The sequence below is a fragment of the Dyella sp. BiH032 genome, assembly GCF_031954525.1.
Classification (GTDB): Bacteria; Pseudomonadota; Gammaproteobacteria; order Xanthomonadales; family Rhodanobacteraceae; genus Dyella_D.
On the sequence record NZ_CP134867.1, the window covers coordinates 2,106,535 to 2,131,411 of the forward strand.

Consider the following 24,877-nt stretch of genomic DNA (forward strand, 5'->3'; position numbering starts at 1 on the left):
CATCAACGCAGGTAACGATGACCGACGTGGAAGCTTTTACCGATGGCGCATGCCTCGGCAATCCCGGGCCGGGCGGCTGGGCCGCCCTGTTGCGCGCCAAGGGGACGGAACGCCTGATCGCCGGCGGCGAACCGGAGACGACCAACAACCGCATGGAGCTGATGGCGGCCATCGCTGCGCTCGAGGCACTGAAGCGCCCTTGCAAAGTGCTCCTCACCACGGACTCCCGCTATGTGATGCAAGGCATCGAGGAGTGGGTGCCGAAGTGGATCGCCAATGGCTGGAAGACTGCCGACAAGAAGCCGGTGAAGAACCAAGACTTGTGGCAGCGGCTCGCCGCGGCCGCGGGAGCGCATCAGCTGCGCTGGCAATGGGTGCGCGGCCATAATGGCCACGTGGAGAACGAGCGAGTCGACGTGGCCGCCCGCGAACAGGCCGAGCAGTACAGGAGCAAGCGATGAGGCAGATCGTCCTCGACACCGAAACCACAGGCCTCGAAGTCCGCCAGGGGCATCGCCTGATCGAAATCGCCTGCGTCGAGATGGTCGAGCGCCGACCCACCGGGCGCCACTACCAGACTTACCTCAATCCGGACCGCCTGATCGACGAAGGCGCCAAGCAGGTCACCGGCATCGAGGACGAGTTCCTGCTCGACAAGCCACGCTTCGCGGACGTGGTGGAGGAGTTCCTGGCCTTCATCCAGGGCGCCGAACTGATCATCCATAACGCCACGTTCGACGTGGGCTTCCTCGATGCCGAACTGGCGCGCGTCGGTGAGCGCTATGGCCGGATCGCCGATCATTGTCCGGTGATCGACACGCTTGTGATGGCGCGGGAGCGCTATCCCGGCCAGCGCAACAGCCTCGATGCGCTCTGCAAGCGCCTGGGCGTGGACAACTCGGCGCGCGATCTGCACGGCGGCCTGATCGACGCCCAGCTGCTGGCCGAGGTGTACCTCGCCATGACCTCGGGCCAGGTCGCGCTGGACCTGGGATTCGAAGCTGCGCCGGAGCAGGGTGGTGCCGCGCAGGTGGTGATGCCTGCGGTACTCACGCGGCGGCCAAAGGTGCTGCGCGCCACCGAGGACGAGCTGACGGCGCACGAGCGGCGCCTGGATGCCCTGGACAAGAGCGCCGGCGGCACGAGTATCTGGCGCAAGGAGGAGGCGCCTGTGGCGGATGCGGCGGTGGCCGCCGGCTAGGCCGTGAGGCTTCGCGGAGAGGCATCAATCGATCCTGGCGAGGATCACGGTGATGTTGTCGTTGCCGCCGGCGTCCAGGGCGGCGAGCAGCAGGTGGTCCACGCATTCCTGCGCGGCGATATCGCGGCGCTCCACGACGCGGGCAATCGCCGCATCGCTGACTTCTTCGGTCAAGCCGTCGCTGCAAAGCAGGAATGCCATGCCTGGCTCGAGCTTCCCGCGTGCCAGGCCGATATGCAGCTGATCCACTGCCGTGATCCCCAGCGCCTGGGTGATGACATTGCGTTGCGGATGGCGTGCGGCCTGGCTGGCATCGAGCGTGCCTGCAGCCACCAGTTCCTGAACCAGCGAGTGGTCATGACTGATCTGCTTCAGGCCGTCTTTCCACAGGTAGATACGGCTGTCGCCGACCCAGGCTACCTCGTAGCCGGCCGGACTCAACCGCAGCGCCGCAATGGTGGTACCCATCGGAAGCGGGTCGCGGTAGTTCCGCGTCTGCGCCATGAGACGCTCATCGGCACCTTTGATCGCCTCGACGAGGGTGTGCCCGCGGGTCACAAGATCGGTCACCGCGTCGCGCACCAAGGCCGAGGCGACCTCGCCATGCTGATGACCGCCCATACCGTCGGCGACCAGGAACAGGCCCAGGCCGGCGTCGGCGTAATAGGTGTCTTCGTTGCGCGCACGCCGCAGGCCGACGTGGGTACCGTGTCCGAATTCGATCATGGGCTGCCGGGAGGGACGTGTGCGCGCAGGATGCCCCATGTCCGGGGAGTTGTCACGACGAACCGTCTCGCGTATGATCGCCGGCTCGCGCGGACCACCGTGTGACCCCTTCGGAGAGGTGGCAGAGTGGTCGAATGTACCTGACTCGAAATCAGGCGTACGTGCAAGCGTACCGTGGGTTCGAATCCCACCCTCTCCGCCAGATATGCAAAAGGCCCCGATCGGGGCCTTTTGCTTTTTCGGCTTGCTGTTTGCTGGGCGCGCGGAAGTGGTTACTCCAGCTTGCTCCAGTAACGGCCGTGCCGCGGCAAATAGTGGTTGGCGGGATCGAGCGATACCGCCACGCGTGTCGCCTGCCCAGTAATTTCCTGCCGTGGGAAGAAGCCGTAGTAGCGCGAGTCCGCGCTGTTGTCGCGGTTGTCTCCCATCAAAAGATAGCGTCCCTGGGGGACGACCACGGGGCCGAAATCGCGCATCGGGCTCGCATGGAATCGGGATAGTCGCACGGGGTGTCCGCCGTCTGCGGTCTCCTCAAGGACATAGTCGGCCGGATCGGTGGTGTCGTCATCGATGCCGGTGACGTGGGTCGGCCGGTAATGCGCATCGCGTCCATTGACGAACAGGCGATTGCCGCGCAACGCCACCATGTCCCCGGGAACGCCGATCACACGTTTGACGAGGCGTTCCCCCGCTGCTTCCGACTCCAGTACCACGATATCGCCGCGCTTCGGATCTCCCAGATGCAGAAGCGAGACATGCGTAAATGGAATGCGCATGTCATAGGCCATCTTGTCCACCACGATACGGTCACCGATGCGTATGGTGGGTTGCATGGAGCCGGTGGGGACCACGTTCCAGTCCGCCACTGCGCTGCGGAACACCAGCATGCACAGCAGGAATGCCAGGAACCCGCGGTTTCGGCGCAGAAACGATCTGAGCAGCTGCATGATCCTTCTCCCAACCCGTAGGCATCGTTGCCTCGATGCGAGACAGGCCGGTGTAGGGATAGTTCCCGATCCGACGTGTTTTATCGCTCCCGGAAGGCTTCCTTGGCCTTGAAGACTGGTTTGAGCAAGTAGTCGAGAATGGTCTTGTCGCTGGTGCGGATGTCGATGGTCGACGTCATGCCGGGACGTATGGCCAATGGCTTGTCGGCCACCATGAGCGAGTCCCCGTCCGTGCGCACCAGCACGCGGTAATAGGTGGTGTCGTCGCCTGGCTTCTTTTCGTTTTCCAGCGTGTCGGAGCTGACCAGCTCCACCTTGCCCTTCAGCGCGCCATAGATGCCGTAGTCGTAGGCCGAGATCTTCACCGTGGCCGCCTGGCCGATGTGCACAAAGCCCACGTCCGCCGGCTTGATCTTGCCCTCGACCAGGAGTCGTCCGTCGACGGGAGATATCTCCATGATGGTCTCGCCAGGCCGCACCACGCCCCCGATGGTCTTGATGCGGATGTTTTTGACCACGCCTTTGACGGGGGAGGCGAGCAGGGTGTGCTCCACCACACTGGCATTGCCTGCCAGGCGTTCCTTCGTTTGCGCCAGCTCCAGCTCCGCCTGTGCGAGCTCGGAGTTGGCCTGTGCCTTGAAGCGATTGCGCTGTTCCGCGATCTGCATCTTGTAGTTGTTGGCGTCGCGGCGCATGCGCAGGATTTCGACTTCCGAAACTAGTCCCTTGCGCATGAGAGGTTCCGAAAGCGCCAGTTCCTTGGTTGCGAGGTCGAAGCTTCGTTGCAACGAGGCGACGCTTTCGTCGAGGGACCTGCGCCGTGCCTCGAAGGCCTGCGTTTCTTCCTGAATCACCTTGGGTTCGTTGCGGACCTCTTCCGAAAAATCCAGGGCTTGGTCATAGGCCTCGGCACGCAGTCGTGCCACGTTGCCCTGCAGGCCGATGACCTTGGAACGGACTTCGCGATAGCCGGCTTCGGCACGTGTTGGGTCGATCTTCGCCAGCGGTTGGCCCTGTTCGACCAGATCGCCTTCCCGCACGAGCAAGGCCTGCAGGATGCCGCCATCGAGACTCTGGATATTCTGTTCGCCGCCCGAGGCGACGATGCGTCCTTCCGCCCTGGTCACTTCATCGACGCGCGCGATCGCGGCCCAGCTCATGGCACATATCAGTATCACCAGCATGAGATAGAGCATGGCGTTCATGCGAGGCGTGGAATGTGCCAGCATGGCCTGCCGGATGTCGTTGACGTAAGCGATGTCGCCCGGCTGCAGGGTGGCCGAGTGCTTCTTCTTTTTCATGCGTCGAGCCCTCCTTGACTCGCCACCTGTGGCGTTGGAGCGGCAGAGGAGGATTTCTTTGACGCAAGCCGAGCCATGATGTCGGCCTTCTTCCCGTCGGCGACGATCTTGCCCTCGTCGATCACGATCACGCGTTCGACCAACCTCAAAGCCGATGGCCGATGCGTCACCATCAGGACGGTCTGGTCCTGCAGTGCGTGCTGGAGTTGTTCGAGAAACTGGCTTTCGGTCTGCGCATCCATGGCGCTGGTTGGCTCGTCGAGCAGGAGCACCTTGGGGTTGGCGATCAAGGCACGGGCGAGCGCGACCATCTGTCGCTGTCCTCCGGACAAGCCTTCGCCTGTCTCGCCGATCGGCAGATTGATCCCGAGCGGGTGGCGGGAGGCCATATCCTCCAGACCCGTGAGACGCAGTACGCGCAGGAATGCCTCGGCCGAGGCGTCCGGTCGCGAGATGAGGACGTTCTGGCGCAGCGTGCCGTAGAAGAGGCGGGAGTGCTGGCCGACATAGGCCACTGCGTGGCGCCAGTCGGCGACATCCAGCTGCGAGGCATTGAGTCCATCGGCGAGCAGCTGCCCCTTGGTGGGCTCATAGAGTCTGCCGATCACCTTCAATAGCGTGGACTTGCCGCTACCCACCTTGCCGAGGATGCCTATCCGCTCGCCAGGAGCCACGCTGAAACTGATGCGATCCAGCATGGGCGGCGGGGAAGGCCGATCGGGCGGTACCGGGTAGCCGAAACCGATGTCGCGCAGCTCGATGCCGCCGCTCAAGGTGTGGCCGGCCAGATAATCGCGCTCCTTATCGCGTTCGGTCGGTGTCGCCATCAACTGATCCATGGACCGGTAAGCGACCTTGGCCTGCTGATAGCGAATGGCCAACCCGGCTACCTGGCTTAGCGGTGCGAGTGCGCGGCCGGAAAGCATCACGGTGGCGATGAGTGCGCCTTGGGTAAGTTCCTTTGCCTCGATGAGGTAGACGCCCATGACGATGAGCACCACGGTCTGCAATTGCTGAAGGAAAGCGATGATGCCCGTCGCCGTCGCGGATAGATGGCGCGATTTCATCGACGTGGCCGCCGACAGCGCGCTGAAGGTATCCCAGCGCCGCTGCATGAAGCCTTCGCCCGAGACGGCCTTGAGCGTCTCGATACCTTCCAGTGATTCGATCAATACGCCCTGCTTGAGCGAGGACTCCCGCAGGTTTTCGTTCATGATCCGCGCGAGCGGCCATTGAACCCACACGCTGATCAGGGCGATCAGGGGAATCATCGCCGCAGGCACCCATCCCAGCGGACCGCCGACGGCGAAGATCACGCCGACGAACAGGAGCACGAAGGGGAGGTCGGCAATCGCCGAAAGCGTCGCGGAAGTGATGAAGTCGCGCACCGAATCGAATTCACGCAACTGATTGGCGAAGGTGCCGGGAGACGCTGGCTTCCGCTCCATGCGAACGGACATGGCCTGCTGGAACAGCATGCTGCCCACCGCAAGATCGGCCTTCTTGCCGGCAAGGTCCAGCAGGTAGCTGCGGATGTAGCGCGTCACGCCTTCGAAGATCATGGCGAGCGATACGCCGATGGCCAGCGACCATAAGGTCACGATGGCAAAGTTCGGGACCACTCGGTCGTAGACGTTCATGGTGAAGAAAATGCTGGCCAGGGAAAGCACGTTCACCAGCAAGGTGGCGATCGCAGCATTGGCGTAGTAACCGCGGTAACGCCACAAAGTGCCGAACAGCCAGTGCGAAGGGCGGCTCTTGGGGAGGCCGGTGTCTCTGCCGTTCTCGCCGACGGTGCCCTTAGGCTTGGCGAGAATGGCAGCACCGGCGTACAGCGCATCCATCTCATCGGCGTCTAGTGCCACAGGGTCTCTGCCGAGTTCGGGCAGCACGACCCGATAGATGGGGCCGTTCTCGCCGGAGGATCGATCCAGCAAGAGACAGCCGCCTCCGTCCTTGCGCAACAGGACGACGGGCCACAGGTGCTCCGAGATCTTCGCGGCCTTGCGCAGGACCATGGTCGCCGACAGCCCGGCACGCTCCAGCGCGACTAAGGCGAGTCCTGGTTCCAGCGGCGTCGACACGGGCAGCCCCGCGAAGACGGCTCGCTCGCTCCTGCTCACTCCATGCTGCTCGCATAGCAGCATCACACTCTGCTGCAAGGTGTCTTCGCTGGCGGCGGTCGGCGCCGTTCCCACGCTTTTGCGCGGAAGGCTAAAGGCTTCGGTGGACACGTGGTTGCTCCGTGGCGAGGCCGGACACCATCGCGTCCCGCGCGCGGGGGGAGCGATTCATGAATCGCGGAAAGCCCGGGCTACGTGCCATCGGGCTTTCCCGGTGCCCGGAAAAGTCTGCCAAGGATCGAAGACGGTCCTGTCAGGGGCCATCGAAGAGGTACGAAACGGCGGTGCCCCTCAGTCCTAAATGCTCGAATGACTGCGACTCCAAAAAGATAAGGGCGGTGTCGCCACCGCCCTTCCTGAGCTTTCTTTTTCCCTGGCGCTCAGCCGGCTTTCTTCTTGGCCAACCGCAACCAAGTATCCACCACGGTGTCCGGATTCAGCGATACCGATTCGATGCCCTGGTCCATCAGCCATTCGGCGAGATCCGGATGGTCGGACGGGCCTTGGCCGCAGATGCCCACGTACTTGCCTTTCTCGCGAGCGGTCTTGATCGCCATGGCGAGCAGCTTCTTGACCGCCGGATCGCGCTCGTCGAACAGGTTGGCGACGATGCTGGAATCGCGGTCCAGGCCCAGGGTGAGCTGGGTGAGGTCATTGGAGCCGATCGAGAAACCGTCGAAGATGTCGAGAAACTCATCGGCGAGCAATGCGTTGGAGGGCACCTCGCACATCATGATGATCTTCAGGTCGCGCTCGCCTTGCTTCAGGCCGTTCTTGGCCAGCACCTCGACCACCTTGCGGCCTTCGCCCAGCGTGCGCACGAAGGGGATCATTACCCACACATTGTCCAGGCCCATCACCTCGCGCACGCGCTTGACGGCTTTGCATTCCAGCCCGAACGATTCGGCGAAGCCTGCGTCGACGTAGCGGCTGGCGCCGCGGTAGCCGATCATCGGATTTTCTTCGTGCGGCTCATAGCGCGAGCCACCCAGGAGGTTGGCGTACTCATTGGACTTGAAGTCCGACAAGCGCACGATCACCGGCTTGGGGAAGACCGAGGCGGCGATGGTGGCAATGCCTTCCGCCAGCCGGTCGACGTAGAACGACACCGGGTCGGCGTAGCCGGCGATGCGTTCGTCGATCTTCGCCTTGGTGGCGGCATCCTGCTTGGCGTATTCGAGCAAGGCCTTGGGGTGCACGCCGATGTGGCTGGCGATGATCATCTCCAGGCGGGCCAGGCCGATGCCGGCATTCGGCAGCATGCCGAAATCGAAGGCGCGTTCCGGGTTGGCCACGTTCATCATGATCTTCAGCGGCGCCTCGGGCATGTCGCCCAGGTCGGCGGTGACACGATCGAACTTCAGCGTGCCTTCGTAGATCGTGCCGGTATCGCCTTCCGCGCAGGACACGGTGACGTCCATGCCATCAGGGATTTTTTCCAGCGCATTGCCCGTCCCTACCACCGCGGGCACGCCCAGTTCGCGCGCGATGATCGCGGCGTGGCAGGTGCGGCCGCCGCGATTGGTGACGATCGCGGAGGCGCGCTTCATCACCGGCTCCCAATCGGGGTCGGTCATGTCGGCCACCAGCACGTCGCCGGGCTGCACCTTGTTCATATCGGCAAGACTGCGCACGACGCGCGCCTTGCCGGCGCCGATCTTCTGGCCGATGGCGCGGCCTTCGGCCAGGACCTTGCCCTTCTCCGCGAGATGGAAGCGCTCCAATTGCGTGGCATGGGCGCGCGATTTCACCGTTTCCGGGCGGGCCTGCACGATGTACAGCTTGCCGGTATGGCCGTCCTTCGCCCATTCGATGTCCATCGGGCGGCCGTAGTGCTGCTCGATGATCAGCGCCTGCTTGGCCAATTCCTGCACGTCCTCGTCGGTGATGCAGAAGCGGTGGCGCAGCTCGTCCGGCGTCGGCTCGGTCTTTACGCGCTCGCCCGGCGTGGACGAATAGACCATGCGCAGCTGCTTGGCACCGAGCTGGCGGCGCAGCACCGCCGGCTTGCCCTGCTTGAGCGTGGGTTTGAAGACATAGAACTCGTCGGGGTTCACCGCGCCCTGTACGACCATTTCGCCCAGGCCATAGGAGCCGGTGACGAATACGACGTCGCGGAAGCCGGACTCGGTGTCCAGCGTGAACAGCACGCCGGAAGCGCCCACGTCCGAGCGCACCATCAGCTGCACGCCGGCGGAGAGGAACACGTCTTCGTGCTTGAAGCCCTGGTGCACGCGATAGGCGATGGCGCGATCGTTGTAGAGCGAGGCGAAGACTTCCTTCACCTTGTGCAGCACGTCATCGATGCCGACCACGTTGAGGAAGGTTTCCTGCTGGCCTGCGAAGGACGCGTCGGGCAGGTCTTCGGCGGTAGCAGAGGAGCGCACGGCCACGGCGATGTTCTCCGCGCCGGCGTCCTTGCAGAGCTTTGCGTAGGCGCCTCGAATGGCTTGATCGAGGTCGGCCGGCAGCGGCGTCTCGGTGACCCACTCGCGGATCTCCTTGCCGGCGGTGGTGAGGGCGTCGACGTCATCGACGTCCAGATCGGCCAGGCGAGCCTGGATGCGCTTGGCCACCCCACTCTTGTCCAGGTACTGCTGAAAGGCTTCGGCAGTGGTGGCGAAGCCGCCGGGGACGGAAACCCCGAGCTTGGCCAGGTTGCCGATCATCTCGCCGAGCGACGCATTCTTGCCGCCGACCTTGCCCAGGTCGGTCATGCGCAGCGAGTCGAGCCAAAGCACCAGATCGTTCAAGGGAGTCTCCTCAGAGCTCTATAGGGGGTAAGGCGATAGGGGTAGGGCGTGTGACAGCGCGCAAACGCGGCCGCAAAGAACTGGTATTGTCCGCCGCCGATGGTGCGGGGCACAAGAAGACCATTGACGCCCACTGCCGCGCCAACTGCATACCAGTCAGGAGATGGTCAAGCAAAGACAGGGATTCGCGCATGCGCTAAGGTGGCGGCCACTCTTTATCGAGGCCCCAGGGACAGGTATGCGGCGAACCGTTTTTTATATCTCCGATTCCACTGGTATTACCGCGGAGACGATCGGCAACAGCATCCTGGCCCAATTCGAGGGCGTGCAGTTCGACAAGCATCGCCTGCCGTTCGTGGACGATCCGCAAAAAGCTGAGGCTGCGGCGTTGCGTATCAAGACGAGATACGCCCAGACCGGCGAGCGTCCGATCGTGGTCAACACCATGGCGTCCCGCGACCTGTGCGAGATCGTGGCGGGGAGCGGGGCGCTGATGCTGGACGTATTCGCGCCGTTCATCGGTCCGCTGGAGGATGAGCTGGGCGCCAAGCGCTCGGGGGCTGTCAACCGTTCCCATGGCCTGGTGGACTTCGACAAGTACGAGGCGCGCATCAATGCCACCAACTATGCGCTGTCCCACGACGACGGCATCGACGTGGACTATGCGCAGGCGGATCTGATCCTGGTCGGCGTATCGCGCTCGGGCAAGACGCCGACCTGCCTTTACATGGCCTTGCATTACGGGGTGAGCGCCGCCAATTACCCTCTGACCGACGACGATCTCGACAAGCTGGAGCTTCCGGCGCGGCTGCGTCCCTATCGGGACCGGTTGTTCGGCCTCACCATCGACCCCCAGCGGCTGGCGCAGATCCGCGAGCAGCGGCGCGCCGGCAGTCGTTATGCGACCCTGCAGCAGTGCCGATGGGAGCTGGAGCAGGCCGAGAAGCTCATGCGCCGCGAAGGGATTCCCAGCCTCAACACTACGCACGTGTCGATCGAGGAAATCGCGAGCAAGATTCTGGACCGCTTCGGTATCGAGCGGACCATGTTCTGACCCCGAGGAGTAGCCATCGTCTTTATGAGTGCCGTGCTGGACAGTCGCCAGTCCCTGTTGCCGGATCGCTTCGGTTTTCTGATGGGACTGTATGCGGAGAACTACCATCGCCTGACGCACCTGTTCGCACCGCACGAACTGGCGCCGGGCTATTACGTGTCGGCCGTGGACGACGGGCTGGACGTTCGCCTGCAGGTGCAGGAACGGCACCCCTATACGCTGGAACTGGAACTGACCTACGACTTCCTCGACGACAACACGGGCCATCCTTCCCCGTCGGCGCAGTTGAGGATGTATACGGACGCGCATGTCGCCGAGGCGTTGCATTGCCATCCAGGCCGCCACCTGTGGCAGGTGCTGGGGCCGTTTCCTCCGGCGCACACGGTATTGCAGCACCGGTTGCGCATGAACGGCTTTCTCTCCCGCTGGCTGGAGTACCTTGCCGAACAGGGACACTCGCGCGGAACGCTCGAGCCGATCGAGCATCACAAGCCAGTGGAGCTCCCGCCGGGACACGAGTTGTAAGTCTGCGAAGCGCCGATCTTGCGCTGACGGAGCTGTGCAAAACGCAGGCAACAAAAAACCCGCGCGAGGCGGGTTCCTTGGAAAAGTGGCGGAGCGGACGGGACTCGAACCCGCGACCTCCGGCGTGACAGGCCAGCATTCTAACCGACTGAACTACCGCTCCGCATTTTCGAACAACTCAAGCCAAAGAGGCCCCTGCTTTCCAGCTCGGCTCCGTCGCTTCATGGCGAAGCATCCGGTTCAAACTGGCGTCCCCACGGGGATTCGAACCCCGGTCGCCACCGTGAAAGGGTGATGTCCTAGGCCTCTAGACGATGGGGACGTGATTTAAAACTTTGGTGGAGCCAGGCGGGATCGAACCGCCGACCTCCTGCATGCCATGCAGGCGCTCTCCCAGCTGAGCTATGGCCCCACTGCTGTGGAGCCCGAAAGAATAGATAGGGTTCCGGGTTTCGTCAAGCATCCGCGAAGAATTTTTTTCACAAATGTGGGTGGCGGATGACCGCCGTTTGGCCGGTCATCCGCGCGTTCTCGGAGCCGGCTTCGCGTAGGTGCCTGTCGGTGCAGCGCATGCCTTGCATGTAGTCTGTCCTCGGTTCGACACGGAAGCCTCCATGCACGATCTGCACTTCATCCAGGACCTCGCCACGGTGATGCTGGTCGCCGGCCTCACCACCGTAATCTTCCAGCGCCTGAAGCAGCCGGTCGTGCTCGGCTACATCATCGCCGGGCTGGTGGTCGGGCCGTACACCTCGGCAGTGATCTTCATCCACGACGAAGACACCATCCGCACGCTGTCGGAGCTGGGCATGATCCTGCTCCTGTTCGCCCTGGGGCTGGAGTTCAGCCTGAAAAAACTGAGGGCCGTGGGCGGCGCGGCGCTGGTAGCGGCGATCTGCGAGATCGTGCTGATGGTATGGATCGGCTACGAGATCGGGCGCTTCTTCGGCTGGAGCTCGATGGACTCGATGTTCCTCGGCGCCATGCTGTCGATCTCGTCCACCACGATCATCATGAAGGCGCTGGACGACCTGGATCTGAAGCGCGAGCGCTTCGCCCAGCTGATCTTCGGCATTCTCATCATCGAGGATGTGCTCGCGGTGGTGCTGATGGCCCTGCTCACGGGCATCGCCAGCACCGGGAACCTGGAGGCCGGGCCGGCCATGGAAGCCGTCGGCCGCCTAATGCTCTTCATGGTGGTATCGCTGGTCGTGGGATTGCTGCTGGTCCCGCGGGTGGTCGATTACATCGCACGCGTCAGCCGCGACGATGTGTTGCTGGTGGCGGTGCTGGGTCTGTGCTTCGGTTTCTGCCTGCTCGTGTCTGAGATGGGGTATAGCGTGGCGCTCGGCGCGTTCCTGATCGGCGCGATCGTGGGCGAGTCCGACAGCGTGGCCCGCATCGAGCGGATCATCGGGCCAGTGCGGGACATGTTCAGCGCCATTTTCTTCGTCGCCATCGGCATGCTGATCGATCCGGCGCTGCTGGCCCAGTACGCGTTGCCGATTACCGTGGTGACGATCGTCGTGGTGCTCGGCAAGGTGATTACCTGCAGCTTCGGTACCTTCGTGGCGGGCAACGGCGGACGGACTTCCCTTCGCGTCGGCATGGGGCTGGCGCAGATCGGTGAGTTCTCGTTCGTGATCGCTTCGCTGGGATTGAGCCTGAAGGTGACCAGCAGCTTCCTCTACCCGGTTGCGGTGGCGGTATCCGCCATCACCACCTTTCTTACGCCGTACCTGATACGAGCAGCGGACCCGCTAGCGTCGGGACTGGCCCGCCGCCTGCCTTCCGGCATCAGCGGCATGTTCAACGCGTACACCGACTGGATGGGTAGCCTGAGCCTGAGCGGGCAGGGCGCCATGGTGATGAAGATGATCCGCCGCCTGATCTGGCACGTGATCATCAACATGATGCTCGTGGTGGCAGTGTTCCTGATCATGGCCTTCCTGTACCGCCGCGGCTTCTTCCATTGGGACCTGTTCGCCCAGCGCCCCCCGGTCGCGCGCTCGCTGGCATGGTCCCTGGCGGCCCTGCTTTCCCTGCCGATGATCGTGGCGACCTATCGGAAGGCGGCCGCGCTCGGCATGTTGCTCGCCGAACTGAGCATTCCGGAACGTGTGGGCGGTTCGCTCAATGTGAAGATCCGGTCCGTATTGGCACGTCTTGTGCCTCTGGCGGCGATGTGGGTGCTCGGACTGCTGGTCGCCGCGCTGGCGTCGACCATCCTGCCGCCGCGCGAAGTGGCGCTGGTGCTGCTGTTGGTCGGGCTGGGGCTCACCTGGTTGCTGTGGCGCGTACTGGTCCAGGTGCACGCCCGTTTGCAGGCGGCGCTGAAGGATACGCTGGAGCGCGACGGACGCCCGGGCGGACATCCGTGAAGGAATTCGCAAAAAGCCACGACTGTCACGTGGCTTGAACCTTTATCATGCCTGATGGTCCCAGGCCCGAATCGTTGCTAAGACCGGGAAGGCGCCGCACAATGCGTGGCGCTGCCTCCATCGGGGAGGCCCGTCCGGTGAGCACCGGGACATCCAAAAACGAGGGAGTTTCAAATGAAGCAATTTTTGCGTCCCACGCTGACGGCCGCCGCCCTGGCGGTTGCGCTGGGCCTCACCGCCGGCGCCCACGCCCAGGCCGCCAAGACCGCCGCTCCGGCGGCTGGCGCGGTCGACAAGACCAAGGCCAGCTACGTGGTCGGTTGGGACCTGGCCAGCCAGCTGCCTCCGCTCGTGCGCGAGGAAGTGGATCCGGCCACCGTGGCCCGCGCCGTGCAGTCCGCCCTGTCCGGCCAGAAGCCGACCATGACCGAGGCTGAGGCCAAGCAGGTGCGTGACGCTTTCGTCGCCAATCTGCAGACCAAGGCCAAGGCCGAGTACGAGAAGGTCGCCGCCAAGAACAAGTCGGATGGCGACGCGTTCCTGGCCAAGAACAAGAGCGCCGCTGGCGTGAAGACCACCGCCTCGGGCCTGCAGTACCAGGTGATCAGCCAGGGCACCGGCGCCCGCCCGGGTCCGAACGACACCGTGCAGGTCAACTATGTGGGCAGCTTCGTCGACGGCACCGTGTTTGACGACTCCTCCAAGCACGAAGGCAGCCAGGGTCCGGCTTCGATCCCGCTCAACGGCGTGATCCCGGGCTTCCGCGAAGGCCTGCAGCTGATGCAGGTGGGCGGCCACTACAAGCTGTTCATCCCGTCGAACATCGCCTACGGCGCTCAGCCGCAGAACGGCTTCCCGCCGAACGCGACCATCATCTTCGACGTGACCCTGGTGAAGACCGGCCCGACGCCGGCCGGTGCTGGCGACCAGGGCGGCGCGAAGTAAGCGCGGCTTTTTTCGCTGTCACACGCACGGGGCGCGAAGCGATTCGCGCCCCGTTGCTTTTCGGAAAGGCACGCGGCGCGATACGTGAAGACGGCCTGCTAGAATTCGCGGTCTGTCGTTTCCCCGGAATCCCTGGACGATGAAAGCCACCATTTTCGGCACCGGCTATGTAGGCCTGGTCACCGGTGCCTGCCTGGCCGAGATGGGCAACCACGTAGTCTGCGTCGACATCGATGCCGCCAAGGTCGAGCGCCTCAAGCGCGGCGAGATCCCCATCTACGAGCCGGGCCTCGAACCCATCGTCAAGCGTAACCATGCGAGCGGGCAGCTGGATTTCACCACCGATCCCGCCCCGGCGATCGCGCACGGCCAGGTGATCTTCATCGCCGTCGGCACGCCGCCGGATGAAGACGGCAGCGCCGACCTCAAGTACGTCCTCGGCGTGGCACGCACGATCGGTCGTCATCTCGATCGCTATGCGGTCGTCGTGAACAAGTCCACCGTCCCGGTGGGTACGGCCGACCGCGTGCGCGAGGCGATCGCGGCCGAACTGGATGCACGTGGAGTGGATGTCGAATTCGACGTGGTCTCGAACCCGGAATTCCTCAAGGAGGGCGATGCGGTCGAGGACTGCCTGCGCCCCGACCGCATCATCATCGGCAGTTCCAGTGAGCGCGCGGTGGGTGTGCTGCGCAAGCTGTACGCGCCGTTCAACCGCAACCACGATCGCACCGTGGTGATGGACGAGCGTTCGGCCGAGCTGACCAAGTACGCGGCGAATGCCATGCTGGCGACCAAGATCAGCTTCATGAATGAGATCGCCAATATCGCCGAGCGCGTCGGCGCCGACGTGGAACTGGTCCGCCAGGGCATCGGTTCGGACCCGCGGATCGGCTATCACTTCATCTATCCCGGTGCCGGTTACGGCGGTTCCTGCTTCCCGAAGGACGTGCAGGCCCTGGAGCGCACGGCGCGCGGTGTCGGCTATGAGGCGCAGCTGCTGGGCGCCGTCGAGGCGGTGAATCATGCGCAGAAGGGCAAGCTGTTCGAACTGATCTCGCGCCACTTCGGTGGCGAACTCCAGGGCAAGACCGTCGCCCTGTGGGGCCTCGCGTTCAAGCCGAACACGGACGACATGCGCGAAGCGTCCAGCCGTCACCTGATGGAAGCCCTGTGGAAGGCCGGCGCCACCGTGCGCGCCTTCGACCCGGAGGCGCGCGAGGAAACCCATCGCATCTACGGCGACCGCGGGGACCTCGTGCTGTGCGATGGCGCTTATCAAGCACTCGAGAGGGCTGACGTCCTGGCCATCGTCACCGAATGGAAGGCATTCCGCAGCCCCGATTTCGCGCGCATCCGCGCTGCGCTGACAAGTCCGGCAATTTTCGATGGCCGCAATCTCTACGATCCTTCGGCCGTCGAAGAAGCCGGGCTCGCGTATTACGGCATCGGCCGCGGCCGCAGCCTGAGGGTTTGACGTGTCCGCCTCCCTGGAACAGCGCCTGACCGAACTCGAAGTGCGGCTTACCTTCCTGGACGATACGGTAAACGCGTTGGTGGCTGCGGAAACCGCGCAGGCCCAGCGTGTCCTGGTCCTCGAACAGCTGCTCCGTGGTCTGCGCGAGGAGCTTGTGGCGCTGCGCACTTCCCAGGCGCACGATCCCCACAGCGAACCGCCGCCGCCGCATTACTGATCAATCTCCACTACCCGTACAGCAAGACAGGTTCATCGACATGGCCGAATCCCTGCGCGATCAGCTGCTCAAGAGCGGCATCGTCAAACAGGTCCGTGATGAGAAGCGGCAGTCCCAGCCGCCCGCCGGAAAGCCCACGAACAAAGGCGGCAAGCCGAAGCCACAGCCGCAGCCGGGGCGGAAGCCGCGCGATGGCGAGATCGATCTGGCCAAGGCATACGCCATCCGCGCACAGTCGGAGGCCAGCGAGCGGCGTCAGGCCGAGCAGGAGGCTGCCGAGCAGGCGCGCCTCAAGCGGGAGCGCAAGCAGAAGATCCAGCAGCTGCTGCAAGGGCAGGCACTGAACAAGAACGATGCCGAGCATCCGCGCCATTTCGAGTACGGAGGCAAGATCCGCCGCGTCTACCTGGATCAGGCCCAACTGGCGGCCGTGAATGCCGGCGAGTTGGGCATCGTGCAGCAGAATGGCCGCTACACGGTCGTCACCCGCGCGATCGCCGAGCAGGTACGGGAGATCGATCCGCACCAGCTTGCGCTACTGGTCGACCCGAACGCGGGCGGCGTGGGCGAGGATGGCGTGCCCGACGATCTGGTGTGGTGACGCGCACTCCCACCGCATGACCAAAAAAAGGCCGGCATCGCTGCCGGCCTTTTTCTTATGAGGCTACGCGTCAGGCTTCGGGCGGTTGCGCAAGGACCGGCAGATCCCAGCCTTGCTTGGGAGCGAAGCGTTCGCCGTGACGCTGGGCCAGGTGTTCCAGTTTGCCCTTGATCACGCTCACGCCTTCGCTGCGGACGTACTGGATCGGGCCGCCGCGGAACGGCGCGAAGCCGGTGCCGAAGATCACGCCGGCATCGAGCAGGTCGGGATCGTCCACCACGCCGTCGGCAAGGCACGCGACCGCTTCGTTGACCATAGGCAGCAGCATGCGGTCCTGCAGGTCGGCCGGAACTGCATAGTCCGGATCCACTTCGGGCTTCTGCGGCTTGCCTTCCTGCCACACGTAGAAACCTTGCCCGTCCTTCTTTCCGCGCTTGCCTGCAGCGAGCTTGTCCTCGATGCCGGGCGGCAATTCCAGGCCCAGGAACGGCGCCAGTTCCTTGCCGACCGATGCGCAGACGTCCAGCCCCACGGTATCGGCCAGTTCGATCGGGCCCATCGGCATGCCGAACTTCTTGGCTTCCTTGTCGAGCACGGGCCCGGGCACGCCCTCGTTGTAAAGGCGCATGGCCTCGAGCAGATACGGCATCAGGATACGGTTCACCAGGAATCCGGGCGTTCCTTTCACCGCTATCGGCAGCTTGCCGATGGCCTTGCAGAAGGCGAGGGCGCGTTTTTCCACGGCCGGATCGAGGCCGTCATGGCGGACCACCTCCACCAAGGGCATCTGCGCCACCGGATTGAAGAAGTGCAGGCCCAGGAAGCGCTGCGGCGCCTTCAGGCCCTGGCGCAATTCGTCCAGCGGGATGCTGGAGGTATTGGTGGCGAGGATTTCGTCGGCCTGGAACTGAGGCTCGATGATGGCGTACAGAGCCTTCTTCGCTTCCGGGTTCTCGAAGATGGCCTCGATGGCGAGGTCGGCCTGTGCCACGCCTTTGCCCTCGACGTCAGCGCGCAGGCGGCGGGCGGTCTCTTCGACTTTCTCGGCGGTCTTGAGTTTCTTCTCGTACAACTGCCGTGCGCGGTCCTGGGCGGGCTGGATGAACTTCATCTCGCGGTCCTGCAGGGTCACCTGGAAACCCTTGAACGCTGCCCATGCGGCAATGTCGCCGCCCATCACGCCGGCGCCCACCACGTGGACGTGCTCGATGCCGTGTTCGACACCGCCACCCTGGCCTTTCAGGCGTTCCTGCAGCAGGAAGATGCGGATCAGGTTGCGCGCGGTGCTGGTCTCGGCCAGCTTGGCCACGGAGCGAGCCTCGAGCTTCAGTCGCTGCTGGATGCTGCTGCCGCCGCGCTGCCAGACATTGATGAGCGCGAACGGCGCCGGGTAATGCTCCTTGCGTACCTTGGCCGCGGTCTGCTTGATCACCATCGGCGCGAGGATCTGGCGCGCGGGCCAGGTATTGGTGGCCCAGGCTTTCAGACGCTGGGCCAGGGGACGCACGTGCGGCCGGCGCAGCAGCGCGCGCGCCTCGGCAAGCAATTCACTGGGCGGCGCGAGACGGTCCACCACGCCGAGCGAGGCGGCGCGCCTGGCCGACAGGGCTTTGCCCGTCAGCATCAGTGGTAGGGCGTCGGGCGCACCGATCAGACGGGGCAGGCGCGCCGTGCCACCCCAGCCCGGATGGATGCCCAGCATCACCTCCGGCAGGCCGATCCGGGTCTTCTCGTCATCCGCGGCAATGCGCTGGCGGCAAGCCAGGACCAGCTCCGTGCCGCCGCCCATGCAGGCGCCATGCACGGCGGCCACGGTGGGGCAGGGCAGGCGGGCGAGGGACTCGAAGACCCGCTGGCCGTTCTCGATGTTCTGCAGGACTGTGCCTTGACGGGCGTACTCGACGAACTCCTTGATGTCCGCCCCCACCGCGAACCCGCCAGGCTTGGCCGAATGGATCAGCACGCCGGCCGGCTTCTCGATCGAAAGGCGCTCCACGATCTGTCCGAGCTCGTCGAGCACCTCGCGCGAAAGCGCGTTGACGCTGCTGTTGGCCCGGTCGAGCGTCAGGGTGACGATGCCGCTGTCATCCAGGCTCGTCTTCCAGTGGTTGAAGCGCAATCCTTCGAACATGGGTCTGGTCCAGCATGGAAAGGCTCGAACCATACCCTCCCGTAGCGAGGATTGCGAGATGGCCGGCGGAGCTCCCGGATCGCATGAAAATGGCGTAAAAGAGCGGCCTGTGCGCTGACGCAAGGAACGGGGCCGCGATTCCAGCGAGCCTGTCCAGGACGCTAGGCGAAGCCATCGGGACCGCGTAACTTACTCCCCAGATGAATACGTCCATTGCCGCTCCTTCCGTCCAGCAGGGCGCCGATGTCCTCGAGCGCATCCTGGGCGCGCGCGGCTGCCTGGTCGCGCTGGAAGACGTCGACAGCGAGGCCTTGATCGGGCAGTTCCGGACCCTGGTCCGGCGTACGGGCCAGACCGTTTATCTGTGGAGCCCGGAGGAAGGGCTGGGGAATCTGCGCGAGGAGCATGCGGACAAGGCGCTTCATCCGCGCCTCGGCCATGTGTTGCGCTACATCCAGCAGAGCAACCATTTCGGCATCTATCTGCTGCGACGGCTGCCTTTGCCGCTGGCTGCGCCGGACGTGGCCCTGCTGCGGCAATTGGCACGCACGCCGACAGGGCATGTGCGACGGGTCGTCTTGCTGGACGCGCCGGGTTCGCTGCTCGACGGGCTGAGCGATGTCGTGGTCCGGCTGAGCTGCCAGGTAAAACCGGCGCACCGGCCCCGTCTTCGCGACGGCCGGTGGGTGCTTTGACCACGGCCATGCCGATGCATGCCGGCATCATGGTGGTGGCGGCGCAGCGCGAGCTGCGTCGCGCAGTATTCGACGCGCTGGATCGCGACGGCCATCTCGCCGTGCATTCGGCGCGCGATACCACGCATGCCGGCATCCTGCTCGAAGGGCGGGCCGATCTTGCCCTCGTCGTGATGGTGCTCGAGGGCGATGCCCGCGACGCGCTGGCGTCGGTGGAGCAGCTCCGGCGCCTGCCGGCCTGCGCCGAGGCGCCGCTGATCGCCGTGTTGACCGAAGACGCCTCCATCCGTCCGGCCCAGCTTCCGGCGGGCGTATCCGACTGGCTGTATGCCTCCCAGATAGACAGCGAGCTGATCGCGCGCTGGCGGCGACTGCAGCGGACCGGCGCGATGCCGCCCGCGGCCAGCCCGGGGCCGGGGCAGGGTGGCGATTACCGCTTTGCCTTCGATGAGACGGACGGCGAATGGGCCATCGTCGATACGTCGCGCGGACGGCTGCTCGAGGTCAGTCCGGCATTGATACGACGCAGCGGGCTGGTCGGCGATCGCCTGATCGGCCTGCCGCTGACGGAGCTGCTCGAATTCCAAGAAGTCACGGCCGAGCAGGCCATCGCCGACGATTCCCGCCGCTGGCACCCCTGTCGGCGCCGCACCCGCGAGGGGTACGACAGCGGTGAAGCCAGTGCCCGGCCGGTCCGTCATGCCGGCGCCGACGCGGTGGCGTTCGCCTTTCGCAGCGACAAGGCGGGAGCGCGCGCCGAGGTGGCGCTGTCCCTGCTGGCGCGGCTATTCGGTACCGGCAGCGGCGACGACAGCATCGATACCGCGGCCCGCATGATTTACGAGGAGCTGGGGTTGGACTACCTGGCCGTCTGGTCCGCTCGTCCCGAGGAAGGCGGTGCGCCGCTCCAGCTGGCGCAGTGGTGGAGCGGCGAGGAGCAGCTCTGGCCGAGTCCGCAGTTGCAGAGCTCCCTGCGGCTGGTGCTCTCCGGGCAGGCTATGCTGCATCCCGGCGACGCACGTCGGCTTGCCGCGATGGATCCTCTGCTGGAGCAGCTGGGGCTCAGCGGCTTCGCCGGCCTGCCGCTGCTGGACGAGCGGCACTCCGTGCTGGGTGCCCTGCTGGCGGGCACACGGCAGCCGTTCGGCGAACTGACCATCATCGAACCGGTATTGCGCTGTGCCGCGGCACGCTTCGCGCATGCGCTGGAGTTGCGCCGCACCCGCGAACAGGGGCGCGCCGAGGGCCTGCTGGATGCACTGACCGGCCTGCCGAACCGGCTGCTGTTCAACGACCGGCTGGACACGATCATCCGCGAGGCCAACCGCACCGGCGAGTGCTTCGCCATGCTGTTCGTCGACCTCGATCGCTTCAAGACCATCAACGACACGCTGGGCCACGCTGTGGGCGACCAGGTGCTGATCACCGCCACCCAACGCCTGCGGACGAGCGTGCGCGCTTCGGATACGGTAGCCCGCTATGCGGGCGACGAATTCGTCGTCATCCTCCGCCACATTGTCAAGAGCGAGGACGTGCTGCGCATCGCCGAGAAGATCGTGCAGGTGATGGAGGCGCCGTTCCGCATCGACGATGGCACCGAGCTGCAGGTCACCGCGTCGATCGGCGTGAGCTTCTTCCCGGACGACGCGCCGGACGCCGAGACCCTGCTCAAGCACGCCGACGAGGCGATGTACGCGGCCAAGAGCCTGGGCCGCAACAACTATCAGATCTACGAGATCAGCGCCGAGCAGGCGCAGCAGCAGAACATGGCGCTCAAATCGGGGCTGCGCCACGCCGAGCACAATGGCGAGCTGCGCGTGTTCTATCAGCCGCAGGTGGACGCGGCCAGCGAAGACATCGTCGGCATGGAAGCGCTGGTCCGCTGGGAGCACCCGGAGCTGGGCTTCATTGGGCCGGGCTTCTTCATTCCGCTGGCGGAGGAGACCGGGCTGATCGTGTCGATCGGCGAATGGGTGTTGCGCACCGCCTGCAGGCAGGCGCAGGAATGGGAGCGCAAGTTCGGCTTGCGGCTGCGCCTGGGCGTGAATCTTTCCGCGGTGCAGCTGATGCAGCCGAACCTGCTCGAGGTGGTGTCCTCCGCACTGCAGGAGAGCGGACTGGATCCCGGCCTACTGGAAATGGAGGTGACCGAGAGCATCAGTATCAAGGCGGCACCGAACCTGGTGGAGAACCTGCACGGGCTGCATCGGCTGGGTTGCCGCATTGCCATCGACGATTTCGGCACCGGCGCCGCTTCGCTGGACTACCTGCGCAAGCTGCCCGCCGACCGGATCAAGATCGACCAGAGCTTCGTGCGCAACATCGGGGTGGACCCCGACGATGAGGCCATCGTGCGCGCCACCATCGAAATGGCCCATCGCCTCAAGCGCGGCGTGGTGGCCGAGGGCGTGGAGATCGAGCAGCACCTGCACTTCCTGCGCGCCAACCGCTGCGACGAACTGCAGGGCTATTTGTTCTGCAGGCCGCTCCCGACCCCGGCTTTCGAGAAACTGCTGCTGGAGCGGCAGCGCCTGCTGGCGACGGCCGACGAAGGCGAGGCCTGAGGCCCGCCGGCTTGCCTCGGCCGAGGCAGGCCCTATATCGGTCAACGGGAGGTCGGCCGGCAGGACGCCTGCTGCGTTCGCTACGATGTCGCCGAAGCCGCTGGATGAATGCCATCCAGCACTGGGCATCGTTCTTCCGCAGGGAGAAGCTCCGGCGCGACTGAACTTGGTGGCGCGATCCTTGTCATAGCGGACCGTCCCGAGCCGGCGGAATCCCCTCAAGCGGGTGGCAGAGTCAGAAGGAGACGGCCCGGATGGGCGAAAACGAACTGGACAGCGCCCTCGTCGAGCGGGTCCAAAAAGGGGACAAGCGGGCGTTCGACCTGCTGGTGCGCAAGTACCAGCACAAGGTGATCGCGTTGATCTCCCGCTATGTGAACAACTACGCCGAGTGCGAGGACGTCGCCCAGGAGGCCTTCGTGCGCGCATGGCGCGCGATCGGCTCCTTCCGTGGCGAGAGCGCTTTCTATACCTGGATGTACAAGATCGCCGTGAACACGGCGAAGAACCACCTGGTAGCCATGGGGCGGCGACCGCCGGCCGATGACATCGCCGTGGACGACGCGGTCTTCGTGCCAGGCTCGGACCGCATGCAGGAGAGCGCCACCCCCGAGCGCGAGCTGTTGCGGCAGGAAATTGAACAAACGGTGTATTCCACTGTCCAAGCGCTGCCCGAGGAACTGCGGACCGCCATCACGCTGCGCGAGGTGGATGGCCTCAGTTACGAAGAAATCGCCGAGGCGATGGGCTGTCCGATCGGTACGGTGCGTTCGCGTATCTTCCGGGCACGTGAAGCTATCGATGAGAAATTGCGGCCCCTGTTGTCGGACCGTGAGGACCTGACTCCATGACTGACACCCATCGCGAAACTCTGTCCGCTGGTATGGACGGCGAGCTGACCCAGGAGGAACTCCGCTTCCTGCTGCGCCGGCTTGACCACGACGCTGCGTTGCAGCAAGCCTGGTCGCGCTATCACGTAGCGCGTGACGGCCTGCGCCGGCAGCAGCCCCCGTTGGCCTCGGAAGGTTTCTCGGCTCGCGTCATGCTGGCGATCGAACAGGAAGCGGCCGTCGTGGCCGGTTCAGGACGCCGCCGCCACTGGTTGCGCTGGTCGGCCGGCGGCGCGATTGCCGCCACGGTGGCCGTCGCGGCCCTGCTGGTAACCCAGCCGGCAGGACCTGGCGGCGAAAGCGCCGCTCCACAGGTCGCCGCCAAGGGCGGTCATCGACCGGCTGCGGTCCAGGCCGGGGCTACGGCCGTCGCCTCCCGCGTGGACACGCCGGCTGCCGCGCCCGCCTGGCTCAACAATTACGCCAGTCTGCCTTCGGCCCTGACCCAGCAGGCTTCGGCGACGGTGGACGGTGGCGACGGGGCGACCTTCCTCTACTCGCGCAATCGCCTGAATCCCTATCAGGTGGACCGCTACCGGGCAATCAACAACGGCGACGGCAGCTACCTGCTGCTGGTGTCGCCGACGCAGCGGGCGCCGCAGGCCCCGCAGCCGGAACCGCCGGCTCAGTGACGCCCGGGCATGCCTTTGCCCGGGTTCGCATTTCCGCATCTACCGCCGGCCCTTCGACAGGGCCGGCCGATGCGTGCCCGGCAGCCCAACCTTCAGCCTGAAACCTCAAGCCTGACAGACCCAAGGAGGAACACATGAGTCGAACGATCCTGCGTCGCGCCGCGTGCGGTGCGCTGGTATCGCTTGCCGTGGCAAGCGGAGCGCAGGCGCAGACGCAGCCGGCCGGCGCCGCGCCGGCACCTGCGGCCAGCCTGCCGGACTTCACCGGCATCGTGCAGAAGAACGCCCCGGCCGTGGTCCACGTGGAAGCCAAGTACAGCGGCAAGAGCGCCCGCAAGGCCGCCCCTCCGGTGCGCGGCCGCGGTGCCATGCCGGACGATCCGCAGTTGGACATCTTCCGCCGTTTCTTCGGCATGCCGATGGTGCCGTCGCCGGAAGAACAGCAGAGCACCTCGCTCGGCTCGGGCTTCATCATTTCGAGCGACGGCTACATCCTCACCAATACCCACGTGGTGGAGGACGCCGACCAGATCACCGTGCGCCTCCAGGACCGCCGCACGCTGACCGCCAAGGTGGTCGGCAGCGACCCGCAATACGACATTGCCCTGCTGAAGGTCGACGCGGGCGGCAACCTTCCCGCCGTGACCGTCGGCGATTCGCGCAGCCTCAAGCCGGGCCAATGGGTGCTGGCGATCGGCTCGCCGTTCGGCTTCGACTACACCGTGACCCAGGGCATCGTGAGCGCGGTCGGTCGCAACCTGGGCAGCCAGGATCAGCCGTACACCTCGTTCATCCAGACCGACGTGCCGATCAACCGCGGCAACTCCGGCGGCCCGCTGTTCGACCTGCAGGGGCGGGTGGTGGGCGTCAATTCGCAGATCTACTCCAATACCGGCGGTTACCTCGGCGTGGCGTTCTCGATCCCGATCGACGTGGCCATGAACGTGGTCAAGCAGATCAAGGAGAAGGGCTACGTCACCCGCGGGCAGCTCGGCGTGATGATGCAGCCGATCACCGACGACATCGCCAAGGCGCTCAAGCTCGGCAGCAACTCCGGCGCGGCGGTGACCCAGGTGAGCCCTGGCAGCGGCGCCGAAAAAGCCGGCCTCAAGCCGGGTGACATCATCGTGGGCTACAACGGCCAGCCGATCACCCAGGCGGCCGATCTGCCGCCCCTGGTCGGCATCACGCCGCCGGGCAGCAAGGCGACGCTGAGCATCCTGCGCGACGGTAAGAAGCAAGACGTACCGGTGACCATCGGCGAGATGAAGCGCGACGGCAAGGCAGCGTCCGCCGCACCGGCGGTGGGTGGCGGTCCTGCCGCGGCGACCGGTTCCACGGCGCTGGGGCTGGCGGTGGAGGACGTGGACAGCGATACGCGCCAGCAGCTCGGCCTGAAGGCGGGCGAGGGCGTGCTGATCGGCGATGTCACCGGATCCGTGGCGGCTCGGGCCGGCCTGCAGCCGGGAGACGTGATCCTGATGGTCAACCAGCAGCGGGTCGGCAGCGCGGCGGCCTTTCATGCGGCGACCAAGGGTCTCAAGCCCGGCGACACCGTGCTGCTGCTGGTTCGTCACGGCGACCAGAGCGGTTTCGTCGGGCTGACCCTTCCCAAAGGGGACGACGAGTGATCCATGTGACGGGGCGCCTTCGGGCGCCCCGCTTCGTTCAGCTGCCGGTGCCTTGGGTTTCCATGCGATAATGCCGGGTTCGT

At 65.1% G+C, this 24,877-nt stretch carries 20 protein-coding genes and 4 tRNA genes; 15 read left to right on the forward strand and 9 right to left on the reverse strand.

The annotated features are described in order from the left end of the window. Positions 1 to 17 precede the first annotated feature (17 nt). On the forward strand, positions 18 to 461 hold the full coding sequence (rnhA, locus tag RKE25_RS09275; RefSeq protein ID WP_311841944.1) for a ribonuclease HI: 444 nt from the start codon (positions 18 to 20) through the stop codon (positions 459 to 461). After that, on the forward strand, positions 458 to 1,201 hold the full coding sequence (dnaQ, locus tag RKE25_RS09280; RefSeq protein WP_311841945.1) for a DNA polymerase III subunit epsilon: 744 nt from the start codon (positions 458 to 460) through the stop codon (positions 1,199 to 1,201). The genes rnhA and dnaQ overlap by 4 nt, the downstream gene beginning before the upstream one ends. A gap of 24 nt (positions 1,202 to 1,225) precedes the next feature. Here the strand turns inward: dnaQ and RKE25_RS09285 are convergent, their stop codons facing one another. After that, entirely contained in the window at positions 1,226 to 1,927 is a 702-nt protein-coding gene (locus RKE25_RS09285) for a protein phosphatase 2C domain-containing protein (protein ID WP_311841946.1), read from the reverse strand. A gap of 112 nt (positions 1,928 to 2,039) precedes the next feature. Between RKE25_RS09285 and RKE25_RS09290 the strand changes: the two genes are divergently transcribed. Continuing rightward, positions 2,040 to 2,129: transfer RNA gene (locus tag RKE25_RS09290), tRNA-Ser, on the forward strand. A gap of 70 nt (positions 2,130 to 2,199) precedes the next feature. Here the strand turns inward: RKE25_RS09290 and lepB are convergent. The 4 genes from lepB to ppsA form a co-directional block, all read right to left on the reverse strand. Then, entirely contained in the window at positions 2,200 to 2,874 is a 675-nt protein-coding gene (lepB, locus tag RKE25_RS09295; protein WP_311841947.1) for a signal peptidase I, read from the reverse strand. Positions 2,875 to 2,954: 80 nt separating this feature from the next. Continuing rightward, on the reverse strand, positions 2,955 to 4,175 hold the full coding sequence (locus RKE25_RS09300) for an HlyD family type I secretion periplasmic adaptor subunit (RefSeq protein ID WP_311841948.1): 1,221 nt from the start codon (positions 4,173 to 4,175) through the stop codon (positions 2,955 to 2,957). Further along, a complete protein-coding gene (locus RKE25_RS09305) occupies positions 4,172 to 6,409 on the reverse strand; it encodes a type I secretion system permease/ATPase (RefSeq protein ID WP_311841949.1) in 2,238 nt (745 codons plus the stop codon). The genes RKE25_RS09300 and RKE25_RS09305 overlap by 4 nt, the downstream gene beginning before the upstream one ends. Positions 6,410 to 6,678: 269 nt before the next feature. Further along, positions 6,679 to 9,051 (reverse strand): phosphoenolpyruvate synthase, encoded by a 2,373-nt coding sequence (gene ppsA, locus RKE25_RS09310; protein ID WP_311841950.1) that lies wholly within the window; start codon positions 9,049 to 9,051, stop codon positions 6,679 to 6,681. Positions 9,052 to 9,289: 238 nt separating this feature from the next. Between ppsA and RKE25_RS09315 the strand changes: the two genes are divergently transcribed. Then, positions 9,290 to 10,105 carry a pyruvate, water dikinase regulatory protein gene (locus RKE25_RS09315; RefSeq protein ID WP_311841951.1) on the forward strand — a complete coding sequence of 272 codons (816 nt, stop codon included), beginning with the start codon at positions 9,290 to 9,292 and terminating at the stop codon, positions 10,103 to 10,105. Positions 10,106 to 10,129: 24 nt separating this feature from the next. Continuing rightward, on the forward strand, positions 10,130 to 10,630 hold the full coding sequence (locus RKE25_RS09320; RefSeq protein ID WP_311841952.1) for a DUF1249 domain-containing protein: 501 nt from the start codon (positions 10,130 to 10,132) through the stop codon (positions 10,628 to 10,630). Between the two features lie 86 nt (positions 10,631 to 10,716). On the opposite strand, the gene RKE25_RS09325 is transcribed toward RKE25_RS09320, so the two are convergent. From RKE25_RS09325 to RKE25_RS09335, 3 genes are all read right to left on the reverse strand, one after another. Further along, positions 10,717 to 10,793 (reverse strand) — tRNA-Asp (locus RKE25_RS09325). An 83-nt stretch (positions 10,794 to 10,876) separates the two neighbouring features. After that, positions 10,877 to 10,952: transfer RNA gene (locus RKE25_RS09330), tRNA-Glu, on the reverse strand. 14 nt (positions 10,953 to 10,966) lie between these two features. Further along, a tRNA-Ala gene (locus RKE25_RS09335) sits at positions 10,967 to 11,042 on the reverse strand. Between the two features lie 202 nt (positions 11,043 to 11,244). Here RKE25_RS09335 and RKE25_RS09340 point away from each other — a divergent pair. The 5 genes from RKE25_RS09340 to RKE25_RS09360 all read left to right on the forward strand — a co-directional run bounded on the left by RKE25_RS09340 (position 11,245) and on the right by RKE25_RS09360 (position 16,251). After that, on the forward strand, positions 11,245 to 13,011 hold the full coding sequence (locus RKE25_RS09340; protein ID WP_311841953.1) for a cation:proton antiporter: 1,767 nt from the start codon (positions 11,245 to 11,247) through the stop codon (positions 13,009 to 13,011). Positions 13,012 to 13,185: 174 nt separating this feature from the next. Continuing rightward, positions 13,186 to 13,956: an FKBP-type peptidyl-prolyl cis-trans isomerase gene (locus tag RKE25_RS09345; RefSeq protein WP_311841954.1), complete on the forward strand. Its 771-nt coding sequence runs from the start codon at positions 13,186 to 13,188 to the stop codon at positions 13,954 to 13,956. A 139-nt stretch (positions 13,957 to 14,095) separates the two neighbouring features. Then, complete coding sequence (locus tag RKE25_RS09350) at positions 14,096 to 15,433, forward strand: UDP-glucose/GDP-mannose dehydrogenase family protein (protein ID WP_311841955.1); 1,338 nt, start codon at positions 14,096 to 14,098, stop codon at positions 15,431 to 15,433. Between the two features lies 1 nt (position 15,434). Continuing rightward, a complete protein-coding gene (locus RKE25_RS09355) occupies positions 15,435 to 15,650 on the forward strand; it encodes a SlyX family protein (RefSeq protein WP_311841956.1) in 216 nt (71 codons plus the stop codon). Positions 15,651 to 15,690: 40 nt separating this feature from the next. Then, the gene (locus tag RKE25_RS09360) at positions 15,691 to 16,251 is read left to right on the forward strand and encodes a DUF2058 family protein (protein WP_311841957.1); all 561 of its coding nucleotides are present in this window, start codon (positions 15,691 to 15,693) and stop codon (positions 16,249 to 16,251) included. 70 nt (positions 16,252 to 16,321) lie between these two features. On the opposite strand, the gene RKE25_RS09365 is transcribed toward RKE25_RS09360, so the two are convergent. Beyond that, entirely contained in the window at positions 16,322 to 18,382 is a 2,061-nt protein-coding gene (locus RKE25_RS09365) for a 3-hydroxyacyl-CoA dehydrogenase NAD-binding domain-containing protein (RefSeq protein WP_311841958.1), read from the reverse strand. A 200-nt stretch (positions 18,383 to 18,582) separates the two neighbouring features. Here RKE25_RS09365 and RKE25_RS09370 point away from each other — a divergent pair, with 200 nt between their 5' ends. The 5 genes from RKE25_RS09370 to RKE25_RS09390 all read left to right on the forward strand — a co-directional run bounded on the left by RKE25_RS09370 (position 18,583) and on the right by RKE25_RS09390 (position 24,794). After that, positions 18,583 to 19,077: a hypothetical protein gene (locus RKE25_RS09370; RefSeq protein ID WP_311841959.1), complete on the forward strand. Its 495-nt coding sequence runs from the start codon at positions 18,583 to 18,585 to the stop codon at positions 19,075 to 19,077. Between the two features lie 14 nt (positions 19,078 to 19,091). Next, positions 19,092 to 21,641 (forward strand): EAL domain-containing protein, encoded by a 2,550-nt coding sequence (locus RKE25_RS09375; RefSeq protein ID WP_311842367.1) that lies wholly within the window; start codon positions 19,092 to 19,094, stop codon positions 21,639 to 21,641. Positions 21,642 to 21,895: 254 nt separating this feature from the next. Further along, complete coding sequence (rpoE, locus tag RKE25_RS09380) at positions 21,896 to 22,492, forward strand: RNA polymerase sigma factor RpoE (protein WP_311841960.1); 597 nt, start codon at positions 21,896 to 21,898, stop codon at positions 22,490 to 22,492. Continuing rightward, positions 22,489 to 23,163 (forward strand): sigma-E factor negative regulatory protein, encoded by a 675-nt coding sequence (locus RKE25_RS09385; protein WP_311841961.1) that lies wholly within the window; start codon positions 22,489 to 22,491, stop codon positions 23,161 to 23,163. Before rpoE ends, RKE25_RS09385 begins: the two co-directional genes overlap by 4 nt. Positions 23,164 to 23,297: 134 nt before the next feature. Next, on the forward strand, positions 23,298 to 24,794 hold the full coding sequence (locus RKE25_RS09390; RefSeq protein ID WP_311841962.1) for a DegQ family serine endoprotease: 1,497 nt from the start codon (positions 23,298 to 23,300) through the stop codon (positions 24,792 to 24,794). Positions 24,795 to 24,877: the final 83 nt, after the last annotated feature.

Bases quoted from the DNA above. Each gene is read 5' to 3' on its own strand.
- rnhA (WP_311841944.1), top strand. From the start codon at position 18: ATGACCGACGTGGAAGCTTTTACCGATGGCGCATGCCTCGGCAATCCC.
- dnaQ (WP_311841945.1), top strand. From the start codon at position 458: ATGAGGCAGATCGTCCTCGACACCGAAACCACAGGCCTCGAAGTCCGC.
- RKE25_RS09285 (WP_311841946.1), bottom strand. From the start codon at position 1,927: ATGATCGAATTCGGACACGGTACCCACGTCGGCCTGCGGCGTGCGCGC.
- lepB (WP_311841947.1), bottom strand. From the start codon at position 2,874: ATGCAGCTGCTCAGATCGTTTCTGCGCCGAAACCGCGGGTTCCTGGCA.
- RKE25_RS09300 (WP_311841948.1), bottom strand. From the start codon at position 4,175: ATGAAAAAGAAGAAGCACTCGGCCACCCTGCAGCCGGGCGACATCGCT.
- RKE25_RS09315 (WP_311841951.1), top strand. From the start codon at position 9,290: ATGCGGCGAACCGTTTTTTATATCTCCGATTCCACTGGTATTACCGCG.
- RKE25_RS09320 (WP_311841952.1), top strand. From the start codon at position 10,130: ATGAGTGCCGTGCTGGACAGTCGCCAGTCCCTGTTGCCGGATCGCTTC.
- RKE25_RS09340 (WP_311841953.1), top strand. From the start codon at position 11,245: ATGCACGATCTGCACTTCATCCAGGACCTCGCCACGGTGATGCTGGTC.
- RKE25_RS09345 (WP_311841954.1), top strand. From the start codon at position 13,186: ATGAAGCAATTTTTGCGTCCCACGCTGACGGCCGCCGCCCTGGCGGTT.
- RKE25_RS09350 (WP_311841955.1), top strand. From the start codon at position 14,096: ATGAAAGCCACCATTTTCGGCACCGGCTATGTAGGCCTGGTCACCGGT.
- RKE25_RS09360 (WP_311841957.1), top strand. From the start codon at position 15,691: ATGGCCGAATCCCTGCGCGATCAGCTGCTCAAGAGCGGCATCGTCAAA.
- RKE25_RS09365 (WP_311841958.1), bottom strand. From the start codon at position 18,382: ATGTTCGAAGGATTGCGCTTCAACCACTGGAAGACGAGCCTGGATGAC.
- RKE25_RS09370 (WP_311841959.1), top strand. From the start codon at position 18,583: ATGAATACGTCCATTGCCGCTCCTTCCGTCCAGCAGGGCGCCGATGTC.
- RKE25_RS09375 (WP_311842367.1), top strand. From the start codon at position 19,092: ATGCATGCCGGCATCATGGTGGTGGCGGCGCAGCGCGAGCTGCGTCGC.
- rpoE (WP_311841960.1), top strand. From the start codon at position 21,896: ATGGGCGAAAACGAACTGGACAGCGCCCTCGTCGAGCGGGTCCAAAAA.
- RKE25_RS09385 (WP_311841961.1), top strand. From the start codon at position 22,489: ATGACTGACACCCATCGCGAAACTCTGTCCGCTGGTATGGACGGCGAG.
- RKE25_RS09390 (WP_311841962.1), top strand. From the start codon at position 23,298: ATGAGTCGAACGATCCTGCGTCGCGCCGCGTGCGGTGCGCTGGTATCG.